13 protein-coding genes and 2 pseudogenes are annotated in these 21,691 nt (G+C 72.7%); 8 read left to right on the forward strand and 7 right to left on the reverse strand.

The features are described from left to right. Positions 1-105 precede the first annotated feature (105 nt). From QQS41_RS09710 to QQS41_RS09720, 3 genes and pseudogenes are all read right to left on the reverse strand, one after another. Positions 106-663 carry a thiamine pyrophosphate-dependent enzyme gene (locus QQS41_RS09710; protein WP_448852496.1) on the reverse strand — a complete coding sequence of 186 codons (558 nt, stop codon included), beginning with the start codon at positions 661-663 and terminating at the stop codon, positions 106-108. A 211-nt stretch (positions 664-874) separates the two neighbouring features. Beyond that, positions 875-1,672: pseudogene (locus QQS41_RS09715) on the reverse strand (thiamine pyrophosphate-binding protein); the annotation flags it as partial. A 115-nt stretch (positions 1,673-1,787) separates the two neighbouring features. After that, positions 1,788-3,308, reverse strand: a pseudogene (locus QQS41_RS09720) (amidohydrolase); the annotation flags it as partial. Positions 3,309-3,552: 244 nt separating this feature from the next. On the opposite strand from QQS41_RS09720, the gene QQS41_RS09725 reads away from it, so the two are divergent. After that, positions 3,553-4,941 carry an NAD-dependent succinate-semialdehyde dehydrogenase gene (locus tag QQS41_RS09725; RefSeq protein ID WP_448852497.1) on the forward strand — a complete coding sequence of 463 codons (1,389 nt, stop codon included), beginning with the start codon at positions 3,553-3,555 and terminating at the stop codon, positions 4,939-4,941. A gap of 118 nt (positions 4,942-5,059) precedes the next feature. On the opposite strand, the gene QQS41_RS09730 is transcribed toward QQS41_RS09725, so the two are convergent. Together QQS41_RS09730 and QQS41_RS09735 are read right to left on the reverse strand one after the other, a co-directional pair. Further along, positions 5,060-8,443: a UvrD-helicase domain-containing protein gene (locus tag QQS41_RS09730; RefSeq protein WP_448852498.1), complete on the reverse strand. Its 3,384-nt coding sequence runs from the start codon at positions 8,441-8,443 to the stop codon at positions 5,060-5,062. Next, positions 8,440-11,175, reverse strand: a complete 2,736-nt coding sequence (locus tag QQS41_RS09735) for a PD-(D/E)XK nuclease family protein (protein ID WP_448852499.1) — start codon at positions 11,173-11,175, stop codon at positions 8,440-8,442. Before QQS41_RS09735 ends, QQS41_RS09730 begins: the two co-directional genes overlap by 4 nt. A gap of 366 nt (positions 11,176-11,541) precedes the next feature. On the opposite strand from QQS41_RS09735, the gene rpsA reads away from it, so the two are divergent. The 3 genes from rpsA to coaE all read left to right on the forward strand — a co-directional run bounded on the left by rpsA (position 11,542) and on the right by coaE (position 15,136). Continuing rightward, on the forward strand, positions 11,542-12,981 hold the full coding sequence (gene rpsA / locus QQS41_RS09740) for a 30S ribosomal protein S1 (protein WP_448852500.1): 1,440 nt from the start codon (positions 11,542-11,544) through the stop codon (positions 12,979-12,981). Positions 12,982-13,553: 572 nt separating this feature from the next. After that, positions 13,554-14,414, forward strand: a complete 861-nt coding sequence (locus tag QQS41_RS09745; RefSeq protein ID WP_448852501.1) for a PRC and DUF2382 domain-containing protein — start codon at positions 13,554-13,556, stop codon at positions 14,412-14,414. Positions 14,415-14,524: 110 nt separating this feature from the next. After that, complete coding sequence (coaE, locus tag QQS41_RS09750; protein ID WP_448852502.1) at positions 14,525-15,136, forward strand: dephospho-CoA kinase; 612 nt, start codon at positions 14,525-14,527, stop codon at positions 15,134-15,136. A 171-nt stretch (positions 15,137-15,307) separates the two neighbouring features. Here coaE and QQS41_RS09755 read toward each other — a convergent pair whose 3' ends face one another. After that, a complete protein-coding gene (locus tag QQS41_RS09755; RefSeq protein ID WP_448852503.1) occupies positions 15,308-16,309 on the reverse strand; it encodes a YdcF family protein in 1,002 nt (333 codons plus the stop codon). Between the two features lie 89 nt (positions 16,310-16,398). Between QQS41_RS09755 and uvrB the strand changes: the two genes are divergently transcribed. Further along, entirely contained in the window at positions 16,399-18,525 is a 2,127-nt protein-coding gene (uvrB, locus tag QQS41_RS09760) for an excinuclease ABC subunit UvrB (RefSeq protein WP_448852504.1), read from the forward strand. A gap of 255 nt (positions 18,526-18,780) precedes the next feature. Continuing rightward, a complete protein-coding gene (locus tag QQS41_RS09765; RefSeq protein WP_448852505.1) occupies positions 18,781-19,221 on the forward strand; it encodes a universal stress protein in 441 nt (146 codons plus the stop codon). Between the two features lie 78 nt (positions 19,222-19,299). Here the strand turns inward: QQS41_RS09765 and QQS41_RS09770 are convergent, their stop codons facing one another. After that, positions 19,300-19,488: a hypothetical protein gene (locus QQS41_RS09770; RefSeq protein WP_448852506.1), complete on the reverse strand. Its 189-nt coding sequence runs from the start codon at positions 19,486-19,488 to the stop codon at positions 19,300-19,302. 347 nt (positions 19,489-19,835) lie between these two features. On the opposite strand from QQS41_RS09770, the gene QQS41_RS09775 reads away from it, so the two are divergent. Together QQS41_RS09775 and QQS41_RS09780 are read left to right on the forward strand one after the other, a co-directional pair. Next, entirely contained in the window at positions 19,836-20,435 is a 600-nt protein-coding gene (locus QQS41_RS09775) for a TetR/AcrR family transcriptional regulator (RefSeq protein WP_448852507.1), read from the forward strand. Further along, the gene (locus tag QQS41_RS09780) at positions 20,435-21,628 is read left to right on the forward strand and encodes an MFS transporter (RefSeq protein ID WP_448852508.1); all 1,194 of its coding nucleotides are present in this window, start codon (positions 20,435-20,437) and stop codon (positions 21,626-21,628) included. Before QQS41_RS09775 ends, QQS41_RS09780 begins: the two co-directional genes overlap by 1 nt. Positions 21,629-21,691 lie beyond the last annotated feature (63 nt).

Raw genomic sequence — 21,691 nt, forward strand, 5'->3', positions numbered from 1 at the left:
GGGTGCGGCCGGCGGGTGCGGTCGCGGTTGTTTCGCGCGTGTGCGTGACGACGGCGCCCGCGCCGCACGGCACCGGGCGGTGCCGCGGCGCGGGGCGCGCGGCGCCTAGTCGGCCGGGTCGGGCTGCGGCAGCACGAGGGAGCGGTCGACCATGACGTGGACGACGGCCGGCAGGCCGGATTCGACGGCGGTGAGCGCCTCGCGGAGGACCGCGGCGATGCGGGAGTCATCGTCGAGCGTCGCGCCGTGGGCGCCGTAGCCGCGGGCCAGCGCCGCGAAGTCGGGGTTCACCAGCTGCGTGCCGGAGACGCGGCCCGGGTAGTGCGCCTCCTGGTGGGAGCGGATGGTGCCGTCCTGGCCGTTGTCCATCACCAGCACCGGGAAGCGGGCGCCGGCCTGCACGGCGGTGGCCGGCTCGTGGCCGTTCATCTGGAACTCCCCGTCGCCGGCGACGGCGACGACGGTGCGCTCCGGGAACTGCAGCGACACCGCCGCGGCCGCCGGCACGGAGTAGCCCATCGTGCCGTTGCGGACGGAGAACTGCGACGGGTAGACGCGGGTGGGGAAGTACCAGTGGCCCCACGCCGTGTGGTTGCCGGAGCCGAACGTCACCGCCGCGTCGTCGCCCAGCAGCTCCCGCAGCTCGCCCATGACGCGGGTCATGTTCGCGGTGCCCGGCTTGTTCGCGCCCGGGGTCGCGGGGGATGGCGGTGACGCGGTCGTGGGCGGTGACGGCGGCGTCGGTCCACGCGGACCAGTCGTGGGCGGGGGTGAGCTCCGCGCCGTCGAGGGCGCGGGCCAGCGCCGCCGGGGCCGCGAGCAGGTGGCGGGTGACGGCGCCGGCGTGCTGGCGCAGCTCCGGGTCGGGGTTGACGATCCAGTTCACGGCGTCGGGGCGCATCCGCAGCGTGTAGCCGTCCGTCGGCACGTCGGAGAGGGTGCCGCCGACGACGACGAGGACGTCGGCGTCGTCCAGCACCTGCGCGGCGAAGGGCGCGCGGCCGTAGCCCAGCTCGCCGGCGTTGACGCGGGAGTCGAAGGGGATGCGGTCGGCGGCGCGCCAGTCCGACAGCACCGGGATGCGGTGCGCCTCGGCGAAGGCGGTGAGCGCCGCGGCGGCCTCCGGCGTCCAGCGCGGGCCGCCGAAGAGCAGCGCCGGGCGCTCGGCGCCCTCCAGCGCGGCCAGCAGATCGGCGAGGTCGCCCGGGTCGATCGCCCCGTCGGCCACCGGCAGCGGCGGCGTCACCGGCGCGTCCGTGTCGTGCGCGATGACGTCCTCCGGCAGGCCGACGACGACGGGGCCGGGGCGGCCGGAGGCGGCGACGCGGAACGCGCGGGCGACGTACTCCGACGCCCGGTCGGCGTCGTCGAGCACCAGCACCTCCTTCGCCTGGGTGCCGAACCACGCGCGCGGGTCGAACTCCTGGAAGGACTCCCGGTCCCGGTCGTCGACGGGGATGAGGCCGACGAACAGCACCAGCGGCGTCGCATCCTGCCACGCCGTGTGAACGCCGACGAACGCGTTCGACGCGCCCGGGCCGCGGGTGGCCAGGGCGACGCCCGGCCGGCCCGTCGCCTTCGCCGTCGCCTCCGCCATGTACGCCGCGCCGCCCTCCTGGCGGCACACGACGTTGGCGATGGGCGAGTCGTGCAGGCCGTCGAGCAGGTCCAGGTAGGACTCGCCCGGGGACGCTGAAGACGCGCTCGACGCCGTGGGCCTCGAGGCTCGCGGCGATGAGGTGGCCGGCGGATCGGGTCATGCGGTTCTCCTTCGGTGGCGGGGCGTCGGTGGAGGCCGGGGCGTCGATGCCGGCGTCGAGCAGCGACTTCATCCGGTAGCAGAGCTTCGCCCGCTCCGGGCCGAGCGCGCGGGCCATGCCGTCGCCCAGCTCGTTGACGAAGCGTCCCTGCGACACGGGGATGACGCCCAGGCGGGCGCAGCGCGCGATCTGCTCGTCGGAGGCCATGCCCAGGTGCTCCACGCGGTGGCGGCACTCCTCGCGCGGGTAGGTCTCCATCGCCTCCTCGTAGATGTCCAGGATGACGTCGAGCGCCGCGTCGCCGATGGCGTGGGCGGACAGCTGCCAGCCGTTGCGGGGGGCGATGAGGTTGTCGCGCAGGAACTCCTCGGGGAACTGCAGCAGGCCGCGGTTGCCCTCCTCGCCGGAGGCGTAGTCCTCGCGCATGTAGGCGGACAGGCCGATGAGGGAGCCGTCGGACAGCACCTTGACCGGGCCGATGCGCAGGCGGTCGTCGCCGAAGCCGGTGCGCATGCCGTGGTCGAGGCCGAACGCCTGGCCCTCCTCCAGCTCGTCGGCGCCGGCGGAGGCCTCGCGGCCCAGCGGGTGCAGCGTCGTGATGTACGGCATGACCGTCATGCGGACGCCGAGGTCGCCGCGGTCGTGCGCCAGCTGGAAGGCGGCGAGGTCCACCGGGCACTGGCCGATGTGGCCCGGGGCGCCGAGGCCCGGCTCCACCGCGGAGGTGACGCCCTTGGCCAGCAGCGCCTCCGAGGCGAGCCGCAGCTGCTCCGCGACGTTCTCGGCGGTCTTGGCGGGGATGGCGCCGACGATGAGGCCCTTCGCGGTCTCCAGCATCAGGCCCCGCGCGCGGCCCTCGCCGTCGACCGGCACGTCGCCGCCCTCCGGGACCTCGAAGCCGGTGCGGCCGGGGAAGCCCGCCTCCTCGAAGGCGCGGGTGTTGGCGACGCCCATGTGGCGCGAGTTGTGCCACAGCCACACCGGGTTGTCCGGCGCCGCCTCGTCGAGCTGCTCCGCGGTCGGGTGCTCGCCGTCGTCGAAGTAGTTCTGGTTGTAGCCGGTGCCGATGACCCACTGGCCGTCCGGGGTCTCCGCCGCGCGCTCCCGCACGGCGGCGAGCAGGTCGACGCGGGGCGGGGCGGCGTCGGGGGAGACGTCGACCTGCATCAGCGCCTCGCCGAGGTAGCTGACGTGGATGTGCGCGTCGTGGAAGCCCGGCACGACGACGCGGCCGCCGAGGTCGACGACCCGGCCGAACACCTCCGCCGGCAGGTCGTCGTCCAGGCTCACGATCCGCCCCGCGTGGACGCCGATCGCCGTCGCGGCCGGCCGGTCCGGGTCCTGGGTGCGGATGTCGCCGTTGGTGAACAGCACGTCGAGGGCCATGGTCGGTCCTTTCCTCGTTCGCCTCCGTGGGGTCGCCGCAGCGGGCGGGGCACCGCGGGTGCGGTGCCCGCCGCGTCGCGTGACGACGGGGACCTCCCGCGGGGCGGCCGCCCGCGGGCGGCCCATATGCGCACTCGTGCACAATTTCAGTCCGGAGGCCATGAATTCGGCGCCGATTGTTCTACGTGCAGCGATAGTGTGAAGAAAAACATGGACTATTTGCCCCGAGTCTGATGGAATTTACGTACCGTCCGCGGTGATTCGCGGGAATCCCGTTCACCCGCTGCGCCGGTTCTCCCGCGCACGGACGTGGACCCCGTCGGCGCACCGCGGCAGGATCGGAACAGACCGCACGACACCGACCGCACGGACGAGCCCGACGGGCCCGTGCAGCAAGGACAGCGACATGAGCATCTACACGGTCACGAACCCCGCCACCGGCGAGGTCGTCCGCGAGTACCCGACCGCCACCGACGACCAGGTCGCCGACGCGATCGGCGCCGTCGACTCCGCCTTCGCCGCCTGGCGCACCTCCGCGCCGGAGGCGCGCGCCGCCTACCTCGGCCGCGTCGCGGACCTGTTCGCGGACCGCCGCTCCGAGCTGGCGGCCATCATCACCCGCGAGATGGGCAAGCCCATCGTCCAGGCGGGCTTCGAGGTCGACATCACCGTGTCGATCCTCCGCTACTACGCGGAGCAGGGCCCGGGCTTCCTCGCCGACGAGGAGATCCCCGTCGCCGCCGGCGGCACCGCCGTCGTCCGCCGCGAGGGCCTCGGCCCGCTGCTGGGCATCATGCCGTGGAACTTCCCCTACTACCAGGTCGCCCGCTTCGCGGCGCCGAACCTGATGAACGGCAACACCATCCTGCTGAAGCACGCCCCGCAGTGCCCGGAGTCCGCCGCGGCGATGCAGGAGATCTTCGACGCCGCCCGCGGCGACGACGTCCCCGCCGGCGTGTACGTCAACGTCTACGCGACCAACGAGCAGGTCTCCGACGTCATCACCGACCCGCGGGTACGCGGCGTCTCGCTCACCGGCTCCGAGCGCGCCGGCTCCGCCGTCGCCGAGCAGGCGGGCCGCCACCTGAAGAAGGTCGTCCTGGAGCTCGGCGGCTCCGACCCGTTCCTGCTGCTGGATTCGGAGGATCTGGACACGACCATCAAGGCCGCGGTCCTCGGTCGTCTGGTGAACACGGGCCAGGCGTGCAACGCGGCGAAGCGCTTCATCGTCGCCGACGAGCTGTACGACGAGTTCGTGGAGAAGTTCGCGGCGGCGCTCGGCGGCATCGAGCCGTCGGATCCGACGGAGGAGGGCTGCTTCGTCGGCCCGCTGTCGTCGGCGGCCGCGGCGGACACGCTCGACGCGCAGGTGCGGGAGGCGCTGGCGGAGGGCGCGACGGCGGTCGTCGGCGGCGAGCGCGTCGCCGAGGGCTCGAACTTCTACCGCCCGACGCTGCTGACCGGCGTCACCCCGGAGATGGCGACGTACCGCCGGGAGCTGTTCGGCCCGGTGGCGATGGTGTTCCGCGCCTCCGACGAGGATGAGATGGTGCGCCTGGCCAATGACACCCCGTACGGCCTCGGCGCCTCGATCCACACCTCGGACGAGGAGCGGGCGGTGCGCCTGGGCGCCCGCCTGGACGTCGGCATGGTCTACGTCAACGAGCCGGGCGGCACGGCGGCGGAGCTGCCGTTCGGCGGCGTGAAGAACTCCGGGTTCGGCCGGGAGCTCGGCCGCTACGGCATGGACGAGTTCGTGAACCTGAAGCTCGTCCGCGTCGCCGCGGGGAAGTAGCCGCCGACGCACCCCGCCGCCGAACACGGCGCGCCGGCGACACCGCACGGGCCCGGCCCGGGGAACGCTCCCCGGGCCGGGCCCGCCGCCGTGGGAGGCCCCGCGGGCGCGCGTCGGCCTACGGCGCCAGGCGCACCACCTTCCCGATGAGCGGGAAGTGGACGAGGATCTCCCGCGGCCGGCCGGCGCCCGCGGCCTCCAGCGCGTCGGCGTAGACGGCCATCTGGCCGAGGTACTCGGCGCGGACCTTCGCCACCGGGTCGTCGCCCGGGTAGGTCTTGTGGTCCACCAGCACCGGGGCGCCGCCGTCGGCGGGCTCCACGAGCTGGTCCATCCAGCCCTGGGCGCGGCGGCCCAGGCGGTCGACCCACGTGAACGGCACCTCGGTGCGCACCGCGGCGCCGGGGTGGGCGCCGTCGAGCCAGCGCAGCCACCGGTCGGCCGCCTCCGTCAGCTGCTCCGGGCGGATCCTGCCGCGCACCAGCCACGCTCCCGTGAGCCGGTCGGCGGCGGCCAGCCGTGCGGCGTCGTCCATCTCCCGCAGGGGCAGGGAGAGGAACGCGTGGACGGCCTCGCCGACGAGGTTCCAGTCCTCCGCGCCGCCGGACAGCAGCGGCTCGCCGAGGTCCGCGGCGATCTCCACGGTCCCGAACGCGAGGGCGCCGGAGGACGACGGTTCCGCGCTGGCGCTGAACCGCGCCGCGGGGCGGACGCCCGGGGCGGGGGCGGGGCCGCGGCGGTCGTCGACGGGCATGGCCGGCGGCTCCGCGGCCGCCGATCCGGCCTCGTCGTCGAGGATCGCCTCGGAGGACGCGTCGTAGCGCACCGGCAGCTCCACCGGGCCCTGCCCGGGATGCTCGATGCGCAGCCGTGCCGTGTCGGGGCCGTCGACGATGACGGCGACCGCGGCCTCCGAGCCGACGACGGCGGGGATGTCGCCCAGCTCGATGCGGTTCGGCGCCGCCTCCCGCTTCTTCTTGTCCTTCTCCGCGTTGCGGCCCGTCGTCGCCAGGATGGTGTGGCGCACGGAGCGGGTGTACGAGACGTAGGCCAGGCGGCGCTCGTTCTCCCGGTCGGCGTCGTGCCGGCGGACCTGCTCCGGGTCGTCGCCGAATGCCGCCAGGATGGCGCCGGCCTGGGCCGGCACCGGGGCGCGGAACCGCAGCACGCGGCCGGCCAGCGGGTCCGCGGGGTCGAACGCGGCGGCCGGGCGGATCCAGTGGCCGTCCGGGGTGAACCGGTCGGAGTACGGCTCCACGGCGACGACGACGGCGTCCCACTCGAGGCCCTTCGAAGAGTGCATGGTGCCGACGTAGACGGCGTCGCGGGCCGGCGGCTCCGGCGCCGCCGCGTCCGGCAGCGCGCGCAGGAGGTCGACGAGCCCGGACGGCTCGTGGGCGGAGGCCCGCTCGTCCATGAACGCCGCGGCCATCGCGACCAGGGCGTCGAGCGCGTCGGTGCGCTCCCGGGGCACGGTCCACCCGGCGATGCGGCGGCGGACGTCGAGGGCGTCGATGACGGCGAGCACGGCTTCGACGGCGGTGAGCTCGCGGGCGACGTCGCGAAGCCCCCGCAGCCCGGCGAGCGACGGATCGTTCCGCCACGCGTCGAACACCCGCCGGCGCCCCTCGGCGGCCGCGGCGCGGTCGTCGCCGGCGGTGGCGGCGGAGAGTTCCGCGAACCAGCCGGCGTGCGCGGCGTGGTCGTCGAGCAGCGTCACCAGCTCCACGAGATGCTGGGTGCCGTGCCAGTCGGCGAGCAGGCCGAGGCCGGCGAGGACGATGCGGCCCTCGCGGGTCTCCCGCGCGTCGGCGCGGGCGGCGGCCGACGGCACGCCGAGGTGGCGGAGCCGCTCCGCGATCTCCTCGACGCGGCTGCCCGTGCGCGCCAGGACGGCGATGCGCCCCGGTGCGATGCCGTCGTCCTCCAGCAGGCGGACGACGCCGCGGGCCATGGAGTCGATCCACGGGCGGTTGGAGCTGTGGTGGGGGTGCGCGGGCGCCCACACGCGCACGGTGCCGTCGCGCCGCTCGTGGGCGACGGGCTCCGCCGGGGCGATCGCGGCGTTCGAGTCTGCTCCGAGGGAGCGGCCGAACAGCTCGCCGGTCAACTCGAGAGGCTGGACGTGGGAGCGCCACGACCGGTCCAGCACCTCCTCGCGGTAGCCCTCCCCGGTGGAGAGGCCGCGGCGCACGTCCTCCATGAGCTGCGGGTCGGAGCCGCGGAAGCCGTAGATGGACTGCTTCGGGTCGCCGACCCAGATGATCTCCCCGGCCAGCTCCCCGAGCTTCATGAACAGGGCCAGCTGCATCGGGTTGGTGTCCTGGAACTCGTCGACGACGAGGATGCGGTAGGTGTCGGCGATGGTCGCGGCGACGGCCGGCTCGTCGAGCAGCTCCAGCGCCAGGGCCTCCTGGTCGGTGAAGTCCATGAGCCCGAGCTCGCGCTTGTACAGGGCGTAGGCGTCCATGCAGTCGGCGGCGGTGCCGAGCACCAGCTCGGTCAGTTCGCGGACGTCGGCGCGGAAGCGCGGGTGCGCCGCGATTGCCTCGTCCATCGCGGGGAAGCGGTCGGTGAAGTTCTTCGCCACGCCGACGCCGAGGTTGCTGAACCCGGCGATGCCCTTGCGCTTCGCCGGCTTGCCCTTGTCGTCGACCTCGTCCTCGGGCAGCGGCCCGTAGCTGGCCCAGGCGTTCCACGGGTGGGTCTCCGGGGCGTTCGTCAGCGTCCGGCGCAGCGCGGGGTAGGCCCGCAGGCGGTCGGCGGCGGCCTTGGAGGGCTTCGCCTTCGACGCCGCGGCCGTGTCCGCCTCGACGCACTCGTCGACGGCGTCGAGGGCCCGCCGCGCCCATTCTGCGGCGGACGGCGACGCGGCGTCCTCCGGGGCGACGGAGTCGAGCAGCGCCAGCGCCTCGTCGATCGAGGGGGCGATCTGCGCGCGGACGTGCTCCGGCGACAGCCGGTTCTGCCGGGCGAGCGCGACGATGCCGCGGACGTCGTCGGCGAAGGAGCGGCGGCGGTCGAACTCCGCGGCGTCCGCCGGCCGGTCCTGGCCCATGCGGGCGAGCAATGGCCGGTGGGCGGCGGCCCGCCGGGCGAGCAGCGGACCGCAGGCGCGCTCGAAGGCGGTCTTCTCCGACTCCTCCGTCAGCACGTCGAGCACGGGGGAGAGCCCCGCGTCGATGGCGTGGTCCTGCACCAGCGCGGAGGAGATGGAGTTCACCGTGCCGATGAGGGCGGAGGAGACCTCCTGGGCTTCCCGGTCGAGGCCCTCCGCCAGGAGGCGGCCGCGGATGCGCTGCCGCAGCTCGGCGGCGGCCTTCACGGTGAAGGTCGTGGCGATGATCTGCGACGGGTGCAGGCGGCCCGCGGCCGGGGCGCCCCCGGCCGGGGCGCCGTCGGCGGAACCGGCCGCTCCGGCGCCGAGGCGCCCGGCGAGTTCGGCGGCCAGGCGGTAGGTCTTGCCGGTGCCGGCGCTGGCGTTGATGAACGTGGACTTCATCGGGGATCGGCCTCCAGACCGGTGATGACGGGGAAGGTGACGTAGGGGATCGCGTCGGCGGGCAGGTAGCGGGATTCCGCGAGGGCGGCCTCCGCGGCGCCGTCGAGCGTGCTCTTCCGCTTCGACGCGGACAGGTCGGCGTGGTCGAGGAGGAACGCGTTGCCGGCGTCCTCGACCCTCCCGCCGAAGGCCAGCCGCGACAGCGCCTCCTCCAGCGACGCCTTCGCCGCGGCCCACAGGTCCTCCGCGGCGAGCCCGCCGGTGCGGGCGGAGCCGTCGAGGCCCGGGTGCTCGGAGACGAAGCGGTTCTGCTTGAGCAGGAAGTAGGCGGTGGTCACGGCCGACATCGGCAGCGCTCCGCCGGACTCCTCCTCGACGGAGCGGGCGTAGACGGCCAGCTGCAGGGCGCGGCCGCCGGCGATGGCCGCCGGGTACTTCCTCGATCCCGCGGTGTACTTCAGGTCGACGACGGTGCGGGAGCCCGCGGGCCCGTCGGCGTCCAGGTCGCGGAAGCCGCCGAGCTCGACCCGGTGGCGCAGCGTGCGCGACGGGTCCGCCGGGTCGGTGAGCTCCAGGTCGACGGGGAAGGAGAACTCCCGCTCCGCCGCGACCGGGGTGATGCCGGCGTCGGCGAGATCGCGGAAGAGCGCGGGGATGGACGCCCGCGCCTCCGCGATGACCTCCGCCAGCGCCCGTTCGCGGCCCGGCAGCAGCAGGGCGGGGGCGTGGACGGGGGCGAGCCGCCGGGCCAGCGTCTCCACCTCGTCGGGTTCGATGGGGAACGACTGCGCCCCGACGATCTCCTCGACGATGGCGTGGAGGAACGTGCCGATCATGCGGTTGCCCTCCGGCAGCTGCGTCCACCACGGCTCCCGGATGCCCAGGCGCCGCTCGAGGAACCACTCCAGTTGGTGCGACAGCAGTGACTCGATCTGGCTGAAGGACAGGCGTGCGGGCAGGTGCGCGGCGCCGTCGGGGACGTCGCGGCCGCGGGCGGCGGCGTCGAGCGCCCCGGCGTCGGGGGAGGCCGGCTCCGGGGTCCGCAGCGCCGGCGCCCCGGCGGGCAGGTCGAGGTCCCGCGCGTCGACGGTGAACGGTTCGAGGATCTTGTCGACGGTGTCCAGCGTCGTCCGGTCCGTGCCCTCCGGCAGCAGCTCGACGGCCGCGAACATCAGCGCCGGGTCGGGTTCGGCGTCGGCTCCGCGCAGGCGCCGCGGCACGACCGCGACGACGTCGCCGGCGCGGCGCAGCCCGGCCATCGCGGCGCCGTGGCCGGCGGCGGTCAGCTCCCGCGGCGTCGGCGGCTCGCATCCGGCGGCGGCGAGCGCCCGCCGCTCCGCCGGGGTCCAGGTGGAGCGCTCCGCGGCGTCGTCGGAGGCGGCCGCCCACCACAGGATCGGCGAGGCCGGGGCGGCGCCCGGCCCGGCGACGGCGGGCACGGCTCCCTGCGCGTCCGGCGCCTCCGAGCCCGGCAGCGGCGCCGCGGGGGAACCGGTGCACGTCGCCAGCGTCTCCCGCAGCGTCGCCGCTGAGACATCCCCCTCCTCCGGCAGCACCGCGCGGACGGCGGCGCAGGCGGAGATGGTCGCCGTCGACGGGGCGGCCCCGGCGGCGGACGCGGCGCGGGCGACGGTCCCCTCCAGCCATTCGACGACGCCGGCGACGTCGTCGGCGGCCCAGGCCCCGGCGCCGCCGCCGACCGGTTCCACCGGCGCCGACAGCTGGCGCGAGAGGTCGGCGGCCACCGCCGCGTCGTCGCCCTCCAGCTGCGCCATCGCGTCGTCCCACGCGGCGCCGCCGTGGCCCGGTTCCCGCTTCAACGCGGAGATGACGGCCCGGCGCACCCCGGGCGGGAGCAGGGGAGCGGACCCCGCTTCGGCGGCAGCGCCCGTGCCTCGGACGACGGGGACGCGCGCGTCCGCGAGGCGCAGCAGCGCCCACGGGTCGAACGGCGCGGAGAGCGCACGCAGCGCGACGGCGGGCAGCTCCGCGGCGGAGCGCTGCGGCGAGGCGCCGCCGGCGCCGGCGCGGGGCAGACCCCGGCGGGCGAGCTCCTGGTCCAGCACCTGGGTCGGGCCGCCGGCGACGACGGCCCGGGACGGCTCGGCGCACAGCAGTCGCGCGGCGGCCTCGGCCGCCTCCCACTCCGTGTCCGCGGCGACGACGCGCAGCGCCCGCAGTCGGCCGGGCGCCGCGTCGGTGACTTCGACGCCGCGGGCGGCGAGGCCGTCGAGGATCGCGGGCCACGGGCGCGGCAGCGACGCCCGGTCGACGACGGCGACGGAGCGGATGCCGGTCGACGCCGCGGCCCCGGCGCCGCCCGGGCGGCCGAGCTCCCGTGCGATGTCGCGGAGCACGTCGGCGTCGCCGGGCCGGTCGAACTCCTCCTCGACGTAGGCGAGATCCAGCAGGCGCGGGGACAGGCCCGGGGCGGGCTGCGCGGACCAGCCCGCGGTCACCAGCTCGTCGCGCCAGGCGAGCAGCCGCTCGGCGACGGCCCACGGGTTGAGGGCGAAGGAATCGCGGCACCACGGGGGATCGACCCGGCCGATGGCGTCGCGGTAGGCGGCGACGCGCAGCGCCGGCGGCTCCGGGGCCCGGGAGAGCCCGAGCCGCACCGCGAGGATGTCCGCGAACCCCCTCTGCCCCGTCGTCACGCTCCCCAGCGACGCCGCCGCGCCCGCGTCGCTCCAGTCGGCCCCGTCGAGGCCCCAGCCGAAGATGATGTCCATGCCCGAAACATATCGGCGACCCCGACATCGCGGGGCCGATGGCGGGAACGGGCGTTCGGGAGCGCTCCCGTTGCGCCCGGGGCCGCGGGATGCGGGCGCGGGATGCGGGTACGGTACGCGTGTGACGGGGGATAACCTGCGGGAATCGCCGCGGGGGAGACTTGATTCGGGGTGGGGTGGACTGTAGTCTTTCCTCCGCGTGTGCGTCGGCGCGGGATCCGACGATCCCGCGATCGCCTCGGAAGGCGTCCTGGCCCTGCGGTTTCATCCGAAACGGCGGGGTCCGAACAAAGGACGTGGACCGGCCCGAGCCGCACGCAGACCCTGTCCGTACCTATCCTCTATCCGTTTCGGAGCACACTTCATATGCCCACCTCCAACACCCCTCAGGTTGCCGTCAACGACATCGGCACCGCTGAGGACTTCCTCGCCGCCGTCGACCAGACCATCAAGTACTTCAACGATGGCGACATCGTCGAGGGCACCGTCGTCAAGGTCGACCGCGACGAGGTCCTGCTCGACATCGGCTACAAGACCGAGGGCGTCATCCCCTCCCGTGAGCTGTCCATCAAGCACGATGTCGACCCCGACGAGGTGGTCGAGGTCGGTGACGAGATCGACGCCCTGGTCCTCACCAAGGAGGACAAGGAAGGCCGCCTGATCCTGTCCAAGAAGCGCGCCCAGTACGAGCGCGCCTGGGGCACCATCGAGGACCTCAAGGAGAAGGACGAGCCGGTCACCGGCACCGTCATCGAGGTCGTCAAGGGCGGCCTCATCCTGGACATCGGCCTGCGCGGCTTCCTGCCGGCCTCCCTCGTCGAGATGCGCCGCGTCCGCGACCTGCAGCCGTACATCGGCCAGGAGCTCGAGGCGAAGATCATCGAGCTGGACAAGAACCGCAACAACGTCGTCCTGTCCCGCCGCGCGTGGCTCGAGCAGACCCAGTCCGAGGTCCGCTCCGAGTTCCTGCACCAGCTGCAGAAGGGCCAGGTGCGCAAGGGCGTCGTGTCCTCCATCGTCAACTTCGGCGCGTTCGTCGATCTCGGCGGCGTCGACGGCCTGGTCCACGTCTCCGAGCTGTCCTGGAAGCACATCGATCACCCGTCCGAGGTCGTCCAGGTGGGCGACGAGGTCACCGTCGAGGTTCTCGAGGTCGACCTCAACCGCGAGCGCGTCTCCCTGTCGCTGAAGGCGACCCAGGAGGATCCGTGGCGCGTCTTCGCCCGCACGCACGCCATCGGCCAGATCGTCCCGGGCAAGGTCACCAAGCTGGTCCCGTTCGGCGCGTTCGTCCGCGTCGAGGAGGGCATCGAGGGCCTGGTCCACATCTCCGAGCTGGCCGAGCGCCACGTCGACGTCCCGGACCAGATCGTCACCGTGGGCGAGGAGCTCATGGTCAAGGTCATCGACATCGACCTGGAGCGCCGCCGCATCTCCCTGTCCCTCAAGCAGGCCGACGACGACTTCGACGAGGAGTTCGACCCGTCGAAGTACGGCATGGCCGACTCCTACGACGAGCAGGGCAACTACATCTTCCCGGAGGGCTTCGACCCGGAGACCAACGAGTGGATGGAGGGCTACGAGACCCAGCGCGCCGAGTGGGAGGCCCGCTACGCGGATGCGGAGCGCCACCACCAGGCCCACGCCGCGCAGATCGAGCGTCACCGCGCCCAGGCCGCCGAGGCCGCCGCGACGCCGTCCAACTACTCCTCCGAGGCCGCCCCGGCCGCCGAGGAGAACGCCGGCGGCATGCTGGCGTCGGACGAGCAGCTGGCCGCCCTGCGCGCCCGCCTGTCCGGCAACTGAGCCGTTGACCGCGTGAGCTGACCCCCGGGTCCGCTCATCGGACCGCAGCGCCCCACCGGGTTCCGCCCGGTGGGGCGCTTCGTCGTGTCCGGAGGCCCGCGTGTTCGCGTGACGACGGGACCCGCATGCTCCGCGCCCGCCGCCACGCGCAAGCCCACCGGCGCCGTTCGAATGCCCCGGTATGTCCGTGGGCGTTCCGGGGGCGCGGGAGAATTCCGCGGAGGTTCCGGAGACGTTCCGCGGGTGCCGCCGAAGCGTCCGGGGATGTTCGGAAAGCGACCGCGGAGGCGCCGGAAACGGCCGTCCGGCGCTCTCCGGGAGGGGAAATTCCGGAAAGCTTCCGTCACACGCGTCACATTCTGAATCCGAAAAGGTGGCCCTAACCTGCACCGTTCCGTTTCGTTTCCCGTCGCGTTGCATAATCGTTACCGATGTTCACCTCGACTTTTTTCAGGGGCTGGTTATGGTGAATGTCGTTGACGCGGTGAACGCGGGACACCCGCTCCATCGCGTCAGCACAAACGACTCACGTATTCCGTGAAGCGAACTCGAGACGAAAGGTTCATTAGAAAATGGCCAAGAAGAACATCCGCGACCTGTTCGATGCGACCGCCTTCGACAAGGACGGCGACAAGCTCGGCTCCGTGAAGCAGATCTTCGTCGACGACAACTCCGGTCAGCCGACCTTCGTCGAGGTCTCCCACGGCCTGTTCGGCATGTCCTCCTCCATCGTCCCGATGAAGGGCCACGGCTTCGAGGGCGACGAGCTGCGCCTGGCCTTCTCCAAGGACCGCATCAAGGATGCCCCGTCCATCGACGCCGACAAGGCGCTCTCCCCGGAGGAGCAGGACCGCATCTACGAGCACTACTCCCTGACGGGCGTCGCCGACCAGGTTGATTACGGCACCGAGACCACCACCGGCGCCGCCGGTGCGGGGGCCGCGGGTGCGGGCGTCGCCGGTGCCGGCGCCGCCGCCGGTGCGGACGCCGACCGGGAGCGCGTCGCCGCCGACCGCGAGGTCGCCGCGGACCGCGAGCGCGTCGCCGACGCCGGCCAGGACGAGATCATCCGCTCCGAGGAGCGCATGAACATCGCCAAGGAGGAGGTCGCCACCGGTAAGGTCGGCCTGCGCAAGTACGTCGTCGAGGAGACCGAGACCGTCGAGGTTCCGGTCCGCCGCGAGGAGGTCGCCGTCGAGCGCGAGCCCATCTCCGTCGAGGAGGCCGAGGCCCTCAAGGGCAAGACCGGCGGCATCGGCGAGGAGACCGCCTCCGTGACCCTGCACGAGGAGCGCGTCGCCGTCTCCAAGGAGGAGGTCCCGGTCGAGCGCGTGAACCTCAACAAGACCGTCGTCGAGGACACCGAGACCGTCTCCGAGAACCTCCGCAAGGAGCGCATCGAGACCAAGGGCGGCATCGAGGAGAAGAAGTAGCTCCCCGCCTCCCGGCCGCATGACGCGGCCCAGGTGCAGCGCCCCCGCCATCCGCGAAGGATGGCGGGGGCGCTTCCCCGTTCCCGGGCCCTGCGGCTAGGCTGGGCATCATGCTTAAGGTTGGACTGACCGGAGGAATGGGCAGCGGCAAGTCGTCCGTCGCCCGCATGCTCGCCGAGCGCGGCGCCGTCGTCATCGACGCCGATCGCGTCGCCCGCGACGTCGTGGAGCCGGGCCAGCCGGCGCTGGCGGAGCTCGCGGCGGAGTTCGGCGACGACGTCATCAACGCGGGCGGTACCCTCGACCGGGCGGCGCTGGCGGCGAAGGCGTTCGCCGACGAGGAGTCCACCGCGAAGCTCAACGCCATCACGCACCCGCGCATCCGCGCCCGCACCCTCGAACTGTTCGAGGCTGCGCCGGACGATGCGATGGTCGTCTACGACATGCCGCTGCTGCTGGAGACCGGCCAGCACAAGGACTGCGATCTGGTGATGGTCGTCGAGGCGCCCGTCGACACGCGCGTCGCCCGGCTCGTCGAGTCCCGCGGCGTCGACGAGGCCGACGCCCGCCGCCGGATCGCCGCGCAGGCGACGGACGAGGACCGCAGGAAGGTCGCCAACATCGTCGTCGACAACTCGGGCGACGAGGCCGCGCTGAAGCAGCAGGTGGACAAGATCTGGGTCATGGTCCTGTCGACCGCGCTGACGCTGAAGAACTCCTAGCGAACCACCGCAAAAGCCCGCGCCACCTGGGGTGGAGCGGGCTTTTCCGCGTTTGCGGTGCTGCGGCCGCCGTCATGCGCGGGGTGCGCGCCCCGTCCGCCGTATCGTCCGCGCCACCTGCGGGGTTCGCGTGACGACGTCCGCCGTGACCCGAATCCCGGATCCGTGCGCTCAGGACGACGACGCCGGGGAGCCGAAGAAGATCGGGGGAATGCCCTCCAGGTTGTACGCGGCGGGCGACAGCTGCCAGAGGATCGCGTCGCGGTAGGCCGCCCGCAGTTCGAGGTCCCAGTCGACGGACTGGCCTGGCGCGAGGTCGTCGGGGGCTCCGGATCCGGTCACCGGCACGTCGGTGCCGTAGGCCAGCTGCATGTCGATGACCGCTCGGCGCAGGTGGCTCTCCGACGTGACGACGATGACCCCGCCCGCGTCCGGGATGAGCCGCTGCACCTGCGCAGCATTCGCGATGGTGCTCAGCGCCCGATCCTCGACGATGATCCGGGACTCCGGCAGCCCGTGGTCCGCGAGCCAGGACGCCATCTCCTCGGCCTCCACCCGCCCCGGGGCGGTTTCGCCGCCGCTGACGACGACGGGCGCCGCGGGCGCGAGCTCCGCCTGCCGCAGGCCCTCCCGCAGCCGCAATTCGAGCGTGCGGTCGATGCCGCCGTCCTCGGTGAGCCTCCGCCCGGGGATCGCGATGATCGTTCCGGGCCGCGAATGGTCCGGCGCCGACACGGGGGAGTGGAGCTGCCCGATCACCATGCGGATGAGCCGGGCGCGGTCCTTCGGAAGGAAGGCGATCGCGGCGTCGCGAAGCCCGGCCCTCCCCATCTGATCGGCGCGCAGCGCGGCGGCGGAGAGCAGGTCGGAACCTGAGGGGATGAGATCGGGCTGCAGGACGTCCGCGCCGCACATGGCGAGGGGCGCGTCCGCCACCTGGTCGGAGGGCAGGACGACGGAGCCGGCGCCGGGAACCGGGACGAGGAGTCCATCCGGAACCGGCCGGGTGCCGTCGCGGACCGCATCGAGGACGTCGGCGTCGCCGGCAACCGGCGGGACACCCGCATGCGTGCTCGCGGGGGTCGCGTCCGCCGGAATCGCCGCGGGAACGAGGAGCAGCGCGGCCGCCGCGGCCGCGGCGAGGAGGGGAAGGCTCCTGCGGGAAGCGGGCATGACGGGCTCCTTCTGCGTCACCCGGCGGCCCGCTCGGCCCACCGCATCCCGCCCGGTGGGAGGCCCGGCGCCCCGCGTACCCTGGGGCCATGGCCTTCGCTGCTGAACACCCCGTCCTCGCCCACTCCGAGTTCCGCCCCGTCGGCGAGATCGAGCGCGCCGACGGCGAATTCCAGGTGGTCAGCGACTACGAACCGGCCGGCGACCAGCCGCAGGCGATCCAGGAGCTGTCGGATCGCCTCAACCGCGGCGAGCGGGAGGTCGTGCTCATGGGCGCCACCGGCACCGGCAAGTCCGCGACGGCGGCGTGGCTCATCGAGAAGATGCAGCGGCCGACGCTGGTCATGGCCCCCAACAAGACGCTGGCGGCGCAGCTGGCCAACGAGCTGCGCTCGCTGCTGCCGAACAACGCCGTCGAGTACTTCGTCAGCTACTACGACTACTACCAGCCCGAGGCGTACATCGCGCAGACCGACACGTACATCGAGAAGGACTCCTCCATCAACGAGGACGTCGAGCGCCTGCGCCATTCGGCGACGTCGGCGCTGCTGTCGCGGCGCGACGTGGTCGTCGTCAGCTCCGTCTCCTGCATCTACGGCCTGGGCACCCCGCAGTCGTACCTCGACCGCTCCGTGGTCCTGAAGGTCGGGGAGGAGGTCGAGCGCGACCGCTTCCTGCGCCTGCTCGTCGACATCCAGTACGCGCGCAACGACATCGCCTTCACCCGCGGCACGTTCCGCGTCAACGGCGACGTCGTCGACATCATCCCGGCCTATGAGGAGCTCGCGGTCCGCGTGGAGTTCTTCGGCGACGAGATCGACGCGCTGTTCTACCTCAACCCGCTGACCGGCGACGTCGTCCGCGAGGTCGAGGAGCTGCGCATCTTCCCGGCCACGCACTACGTCGCCGGTCCGGAGCGCATGGAGCGCGCCATCGAGGACATCAAGGAGGAGCTGGCCGACCGGCTCGCCGACCTGGAGAACCGCGGCAAGCTGCTGGAGGCGCAGCGCCTGCGCATGCGCACCGAGTACGACCTGGAGATGATCCAGCAGGTCGGATTCTGCTCCGGCATCGAGAACTACTCGCGGCACATCGACGGCCGCGAAGCTGGCTCGGCGCCGGCGACGCTCATCGACTACTTCCCGGAGGACTTCCTCACCATCATCGACGAGTCCCACGTGACGGTGCCGCAGATCGGCGGCATGTTCGAGGGCGACGCGTCCCGCAAGCGCAACCTCGTCGACTTCGGCTTCCGCCTGCCGTCGGCGCTGGACAACCGCCCGCTGACGTTCGACGAATTCGACGACCGCGTCGGCCAGTGCGTCTTCATGTCCGCCACGCCCGGCGACTACGAGCTGGCGGCCACCGGCGGCGAGGTCGTGGAGCAGGTGATCCGCCCGACGGGCCTGGTCGACCCGAAGGTCGTCGTCAAGCCCACGAAGGGCCAGATCGACGACCTCATCGGCGAAATCCGGGACCGCGTCGACCGCGACGAGCGCACGCTCGTGACGACGCTGACGAAGAAGATGGCGGAGGACCTCACCGACTACCTGCTGGAGAACGGCGTGCGGGTGCGGTACATGCACTCCGACGTCGACACGCTGAAGCGCGTGGAGCTGCTGCGCCAGCTGCGCCTCGGCGAGTACGACGTGCTGGTCGGCATCAACCTCCTGCGCGAGGGCCTGGATCTGCCGGAGGTGTCGCTCGTCGCCATCCTCGACGCGGACAAGGAGGGCTTCCTGCGCTCGACGAAGTCGCTCATCCAGACCATCGGCCGCGCCGCCCGCAACGTCTCCGGCGAGGTGCACATGTACGCCGACACCATCACCGACTCCATGCAGCAGGCGATCGACGAGACGGAGCGCCGCCGCGCCAAGCAGATTGCGTACAACGCGGAGCACGGCATCGACCCGCAGCCGCTGCGCAAGGCCATCGCCGACATCCTGGACCAGGTGTACGAGAACGCGGGGGAGGAGCGCCCCGGCGCCGAGGGCCGCGGCTCCCGCACCGGCGCCTCCGGCGACGCCGCGGTGGCGGAGAAGGTCGTCGTCTCCGCGATGCCGAAGGCGCAGCTGCAGAAGCTCATCGACGACATGACGGAGCAGATGGGCGCCGCCGCCCGCGAGCTGAAGTTCGAGCTCGCCGGCCGGCTGCGCGACGAGATCGCCGACCTGCGCAAGGAGCTGCGCGGCATGGAGGAGGCCGGCCTCGACTGACGCGGCCGGCGCGGTCCGCGCGCGATCCGGGTGTGTCCGGGGCCCGGGTCCGCGGTCACGGTGCGCGCGGGTGCCCGGTCGTTGCGTGACGACGGCTGCCGCGCCCGCGGCGCGCCGGTGCACCCGCGTGCGGCGGCGCCCACCCGGGGGCAGCGGGTTTTGTTACCCTTGGGTCACTTCGCGGCCGGGCCCGCGGCGGAACCTGCCGGGCCCGCATCGCCGCGCACGACCAGTACTTTTCCGGAAGGTAGATAGATGAGCGCGTACAAGAAGATCGTCGTCGGCACCGACGGCTCCAAGTCCTCCATCCTCGCCGTCGAGCGCGCCGCCGCCATCGCGGCCGCCTTCGACGCGACGCTGGTGATCGGCTGCGCCTACTACGACAACGAGAAGGAGGCGTCCGCCACCCTGCGCCAGGACTCCGTCCAGGTGCTCGGCGATGACCCGGCCAACAAGAACCTCGAGGCCGCGGCGGAGGCCGCCAAGGCCGTCGGCGCCGAGAAGATCGAGACCGAGATCCGCGCCGGCTCCCCGGTCGAGGCCCTCATGGCGTTGGTGACCGACCACAAGGCCGACCTGCTCATCGTCGGCAACCGCGGCATCAACTCCCTGACCGGCCGCCTGCTGGGCTCCGTCCCGGCCGACGTCGCCCGCCAGTCCGACTGCGACGTGATGATCGTCCACACCGTCTCCTAGTCCCCCCGGAGACGCCGAACGGGCGCCCCGCCCGCGCATGCCGCGCGGCGGGGCGCCCGTCGTCGTGGCGGAGGGCGCCTACTTCCTCATCGTCTGCGCCTTGTTGACGGCCCACGCCGCGCAGGCCGCGGCGAAGGCGAAGATGACCCCGGCGAGGATGGAACCGCTCGAGATGGCCTGCCAGGCGCCGATGATGACGCCGAGCACGAGGATGATCAGGGCGTAGCGGTGAATCGTGCGGTTTACGGGTTTCCGGTCGTCGGACATGGTGTCGCCTCCGTTCCGGCATCCGCCGCCCGGTGTTGGCCCGGGCGAGGGTCCGGCCGATGCCCAGCACAAGGTTTTGCGCTCATACTAATGCGTCCCGTCCGGGTCCGCACGGCGTGTTCGACCCTTCGCTGTCGCCGCCCGCCCCCGCGATGTGTCGCATCCGTGGCCGACGGCACGTGGCGGGACCCTTTCGGGGGTCTCATGGTCCAGGCGCGGCGATGCGAGAAGGTGGAACGGTCGGCGCCATCGCCAAAATATCACAGGGGTGATAACTTGTCGGCGTTCGAATGCATCACGGATGCGGGTCCTCCGGGTTCGCGTCGCAGGGGAAAGGAGATGTAGTCATGCTCTCACGTGCTGAACTGGAAAAACGCAGACGGAGGGTCATCGAAGCCGCCTTCCGCCTCGTCGTCGCGGAGGGAATCTCCGGCGCCTCCCTCCGGAAGGTCGCCGAGGAATCGGGAGTGAACATCGGGTCCGTGCGGCACTACTTCGACGGACACGAGGAACTGCTCAAAGCCGCAGCGGAGGAGGCCGGGGACCGCATGGGGCGCCGCCTTGCAGTCCATCCAGCGGAGGCGCTTCGCGGACTCGCCGGTGATGCGGCGCTGGACGCCCTGCAGTCCCTGGTCGAGACGGTGCTGCCGGTCGACGCGGAACGTCGCGATGAGGCGATCGTGGTGGTCGAGCTGATCATGGCCTCCCGCACCATGCCGGTGTTCCGGGATATGGCCGCGCGCATGGGCGCGGACTTGTCGGACGCCATCCGTCAGGCCCTGGATGTCCTGGACGTCCGGGAAGCCGACCTTGCTACGGCTCAGCTCACCGCAATCATCGGAGGGCTGACCCTGGATGCGGTCACTCCGCACGGGGACCTGGATGCCGGCCGTTTGCGATCGATCCTGCGCGCGCATCTGCGGATGCTGCTGCAGGACGGACGGTGATGGCCGTGCGCATGCCCGGATGGTTGTTCACCCTGCTCGCCGCGGCACTGGTGCTGTACACCGATGATTACGTCATCGCCGGCATCCTGCCGGAACTCGCCGCCGACCTCGGCGTCCCGCAGGGCCGGGCCGGCCAGCTGGTGACGGTCTTCTCCCTGACGGTGGCGATTGCGGCGCCGATCGCAGCCGTCGCTTTCGCGAAGGCTCCCAGACGCAGGCTTTTCACGGTCGCGCTCATGGTTTTCGTCGCCGTGAACGCCATCGCCGCGACGGCGAATTCGTTTGCCGTCCTGATGATCCTGAGAATCATCGCCGCGCTCGCCGCCGCGGCGACGACGCCCACCTTGTTCGCGTTCGCTGCCCGCCATGCTCCGCCGCAGAAGGTGGGCAGGTACATCGCCGTGGTCGCGCTCGGCGTGACGGGCTCCATCGCCGCCGGTGTGCCGCTCGGAACCTGGATTGGAGGCGCATTCGGGTGGAGGGCCACGTTCACTGCCATGGCTGCCGCCGGCGTCGCCGTCCTCGTGCTCATGCTGTGCACTCTGCCCCGAGCGGAGGGGGCCGGAGACGTCCCCCGGCTCCGCGAGCAGTTGAGGATCCTGCGCCGTGCCCCCATCGCCCTGGGGCTGCTGGCCAACTGCCTCTTGATGACCGGTTCGATGATGATGCTCACCTACCTGGCCCCCTATCTCGGTGCGGCTAGCACCGCGGACATCGGGCACCGCGCCACGGCGTTCAGCCTGTCGGGGATCGCCGGCGTCGTCGGCATCTGGCTCGGAGGCATCGCCGTCGATCGGCTCGGCGCGGATCGGGCACTCCTGATCGGCGCCGGCACGATCGTCGCCTCGATGATCGTGCTGTGGGTGCTGTGGCTGGTGCGCCCGGCTCCGTTGCCCGTGGTCATGGCCGTCGTGACGGTGTGGGGAGGTATGGCGTTCTGGAATTCCCCGGCCATCCAGGCACGTCTGCACCATCTCGCCGGCCCCGTATCGGAGCAGGCCCTGGCGCTCAACACCTCCGGCACCTACCTGGGGGTCTCCGTGGGGGCTGCGGTCGGCGGCGGTGCGCTCTCGGTCTTCGGGGCCGGTGCGCTGCCTCTCGTAGCCGCAGGTTTCGCGATGGTCGCCATGCTCGTGCTCGCGCGGGCCCGGGCAACCGCGGAGGGCCCGCGATCCACGGGCTCCGGAGTGTGAGGGGCCGGGTGGCCCCGCTCTGGGGGAGCTAGTCCGGTTGACGGACGGGGGAGCTTTCGAGTG

It is taken from the genome of Corynebacterium sp. 335C (assembly GCF_053525695.1).

Excerpts from the sequence above, each read along its gene's own strand:
- QQS41_RS09710 (WP_448852496.1), bottom strand. The coding sequence starts at position 663 with ATGACCCGCGTCATGGGCGAGCTGCGGGAGCTGCTGGGCGACGACGCG.
- QQS41_RS09725 (WP_448852497.1), top strand. The coding sequence starts at position 3,553 with ATGAGCATCTACACGGTCACGAACCCCGCCACCGGCGAGGTCGTCCGC.
- QQS41_RS09730 (WP_448852498.1), bottom strand. The coding sequence starts at position 8,443 with ATGAAGTCCACGTTCATCAACGCCAGCGCCGGCACCGGCAAGACCTAC.
- QQS41_RS09735 (WP_448852499.1), bottom strand. The coding sequence starts at position 11,175 with ATGGACATCATCTTCGGCTGGGGCCTCGACGGGGCCGACTGGAGCGAC.
- rpsA (WP_448852500.1), top strand. The coding sequence starts at position 11,542 with ATGCCCACCTCCAACACCCCTCAGGTTGCCGTCAACGACATCGGCACC.
- QQS41_RS09745 (WP_448852501.1), top strand. The coding sequence starts at position 13,554 with ATGGCCAAGAAGAACATCCGCGACCTGTTCGATGCGACCGCCTTCGAC.
- coaE (WP_448852502.1), top strand. The coding sequence starts at position 14,525 with ATGCTTAAGGTTGGACTGACCGGAGGAATGGGCAGCGGCAAGTCGTCC.
- QQS41_RS09755 (WP_448852503.1), bottom strand. The coding sequence starts at position 16,309 with ATGCCCGCTTCCCGCAGGAGCCTTCCCCTCCTCGCCGCGGCCGCGGCG.
- uvrB (WP_448852504.1), top strand. The coding sequence starts at position 16,399 with ATGGCCTTCGCTGCTGAACACCCCGTCCTCGCCCACTCCGAGTTCCGC.
- QQS41_RS09765 (WP_448852505.1), top strand. The coding sequence starts at position 18,781 with ATGAGCGCGTACAAGAAGATCGTCGTCGGCACCGACGGCTCCAAGTCC.
- QQS41_RS09770 (WP_448852506.1), bottom strand. The coding sequence starts at position 19,488 with ATGTCCGACGACCGGAAACCCGTAAACCGCACGATTCACCGCTACGCC.
- QQS41_RS09775 (WP_448852507.1), top strand. The coding sequence starts at position 19,836 with ATGCTCTCACGTGCTGAACTGGAAAAACGCAGACGGAGGGTCATCGAA.
- QQS41_RS09780 (WP_448852508.1), top strand. The coding sequence starts at position 20,435 with ATGGCCGTGCGCATGCCCGGATGGTTGTTCACCCTGCTCGCCGCGGCA.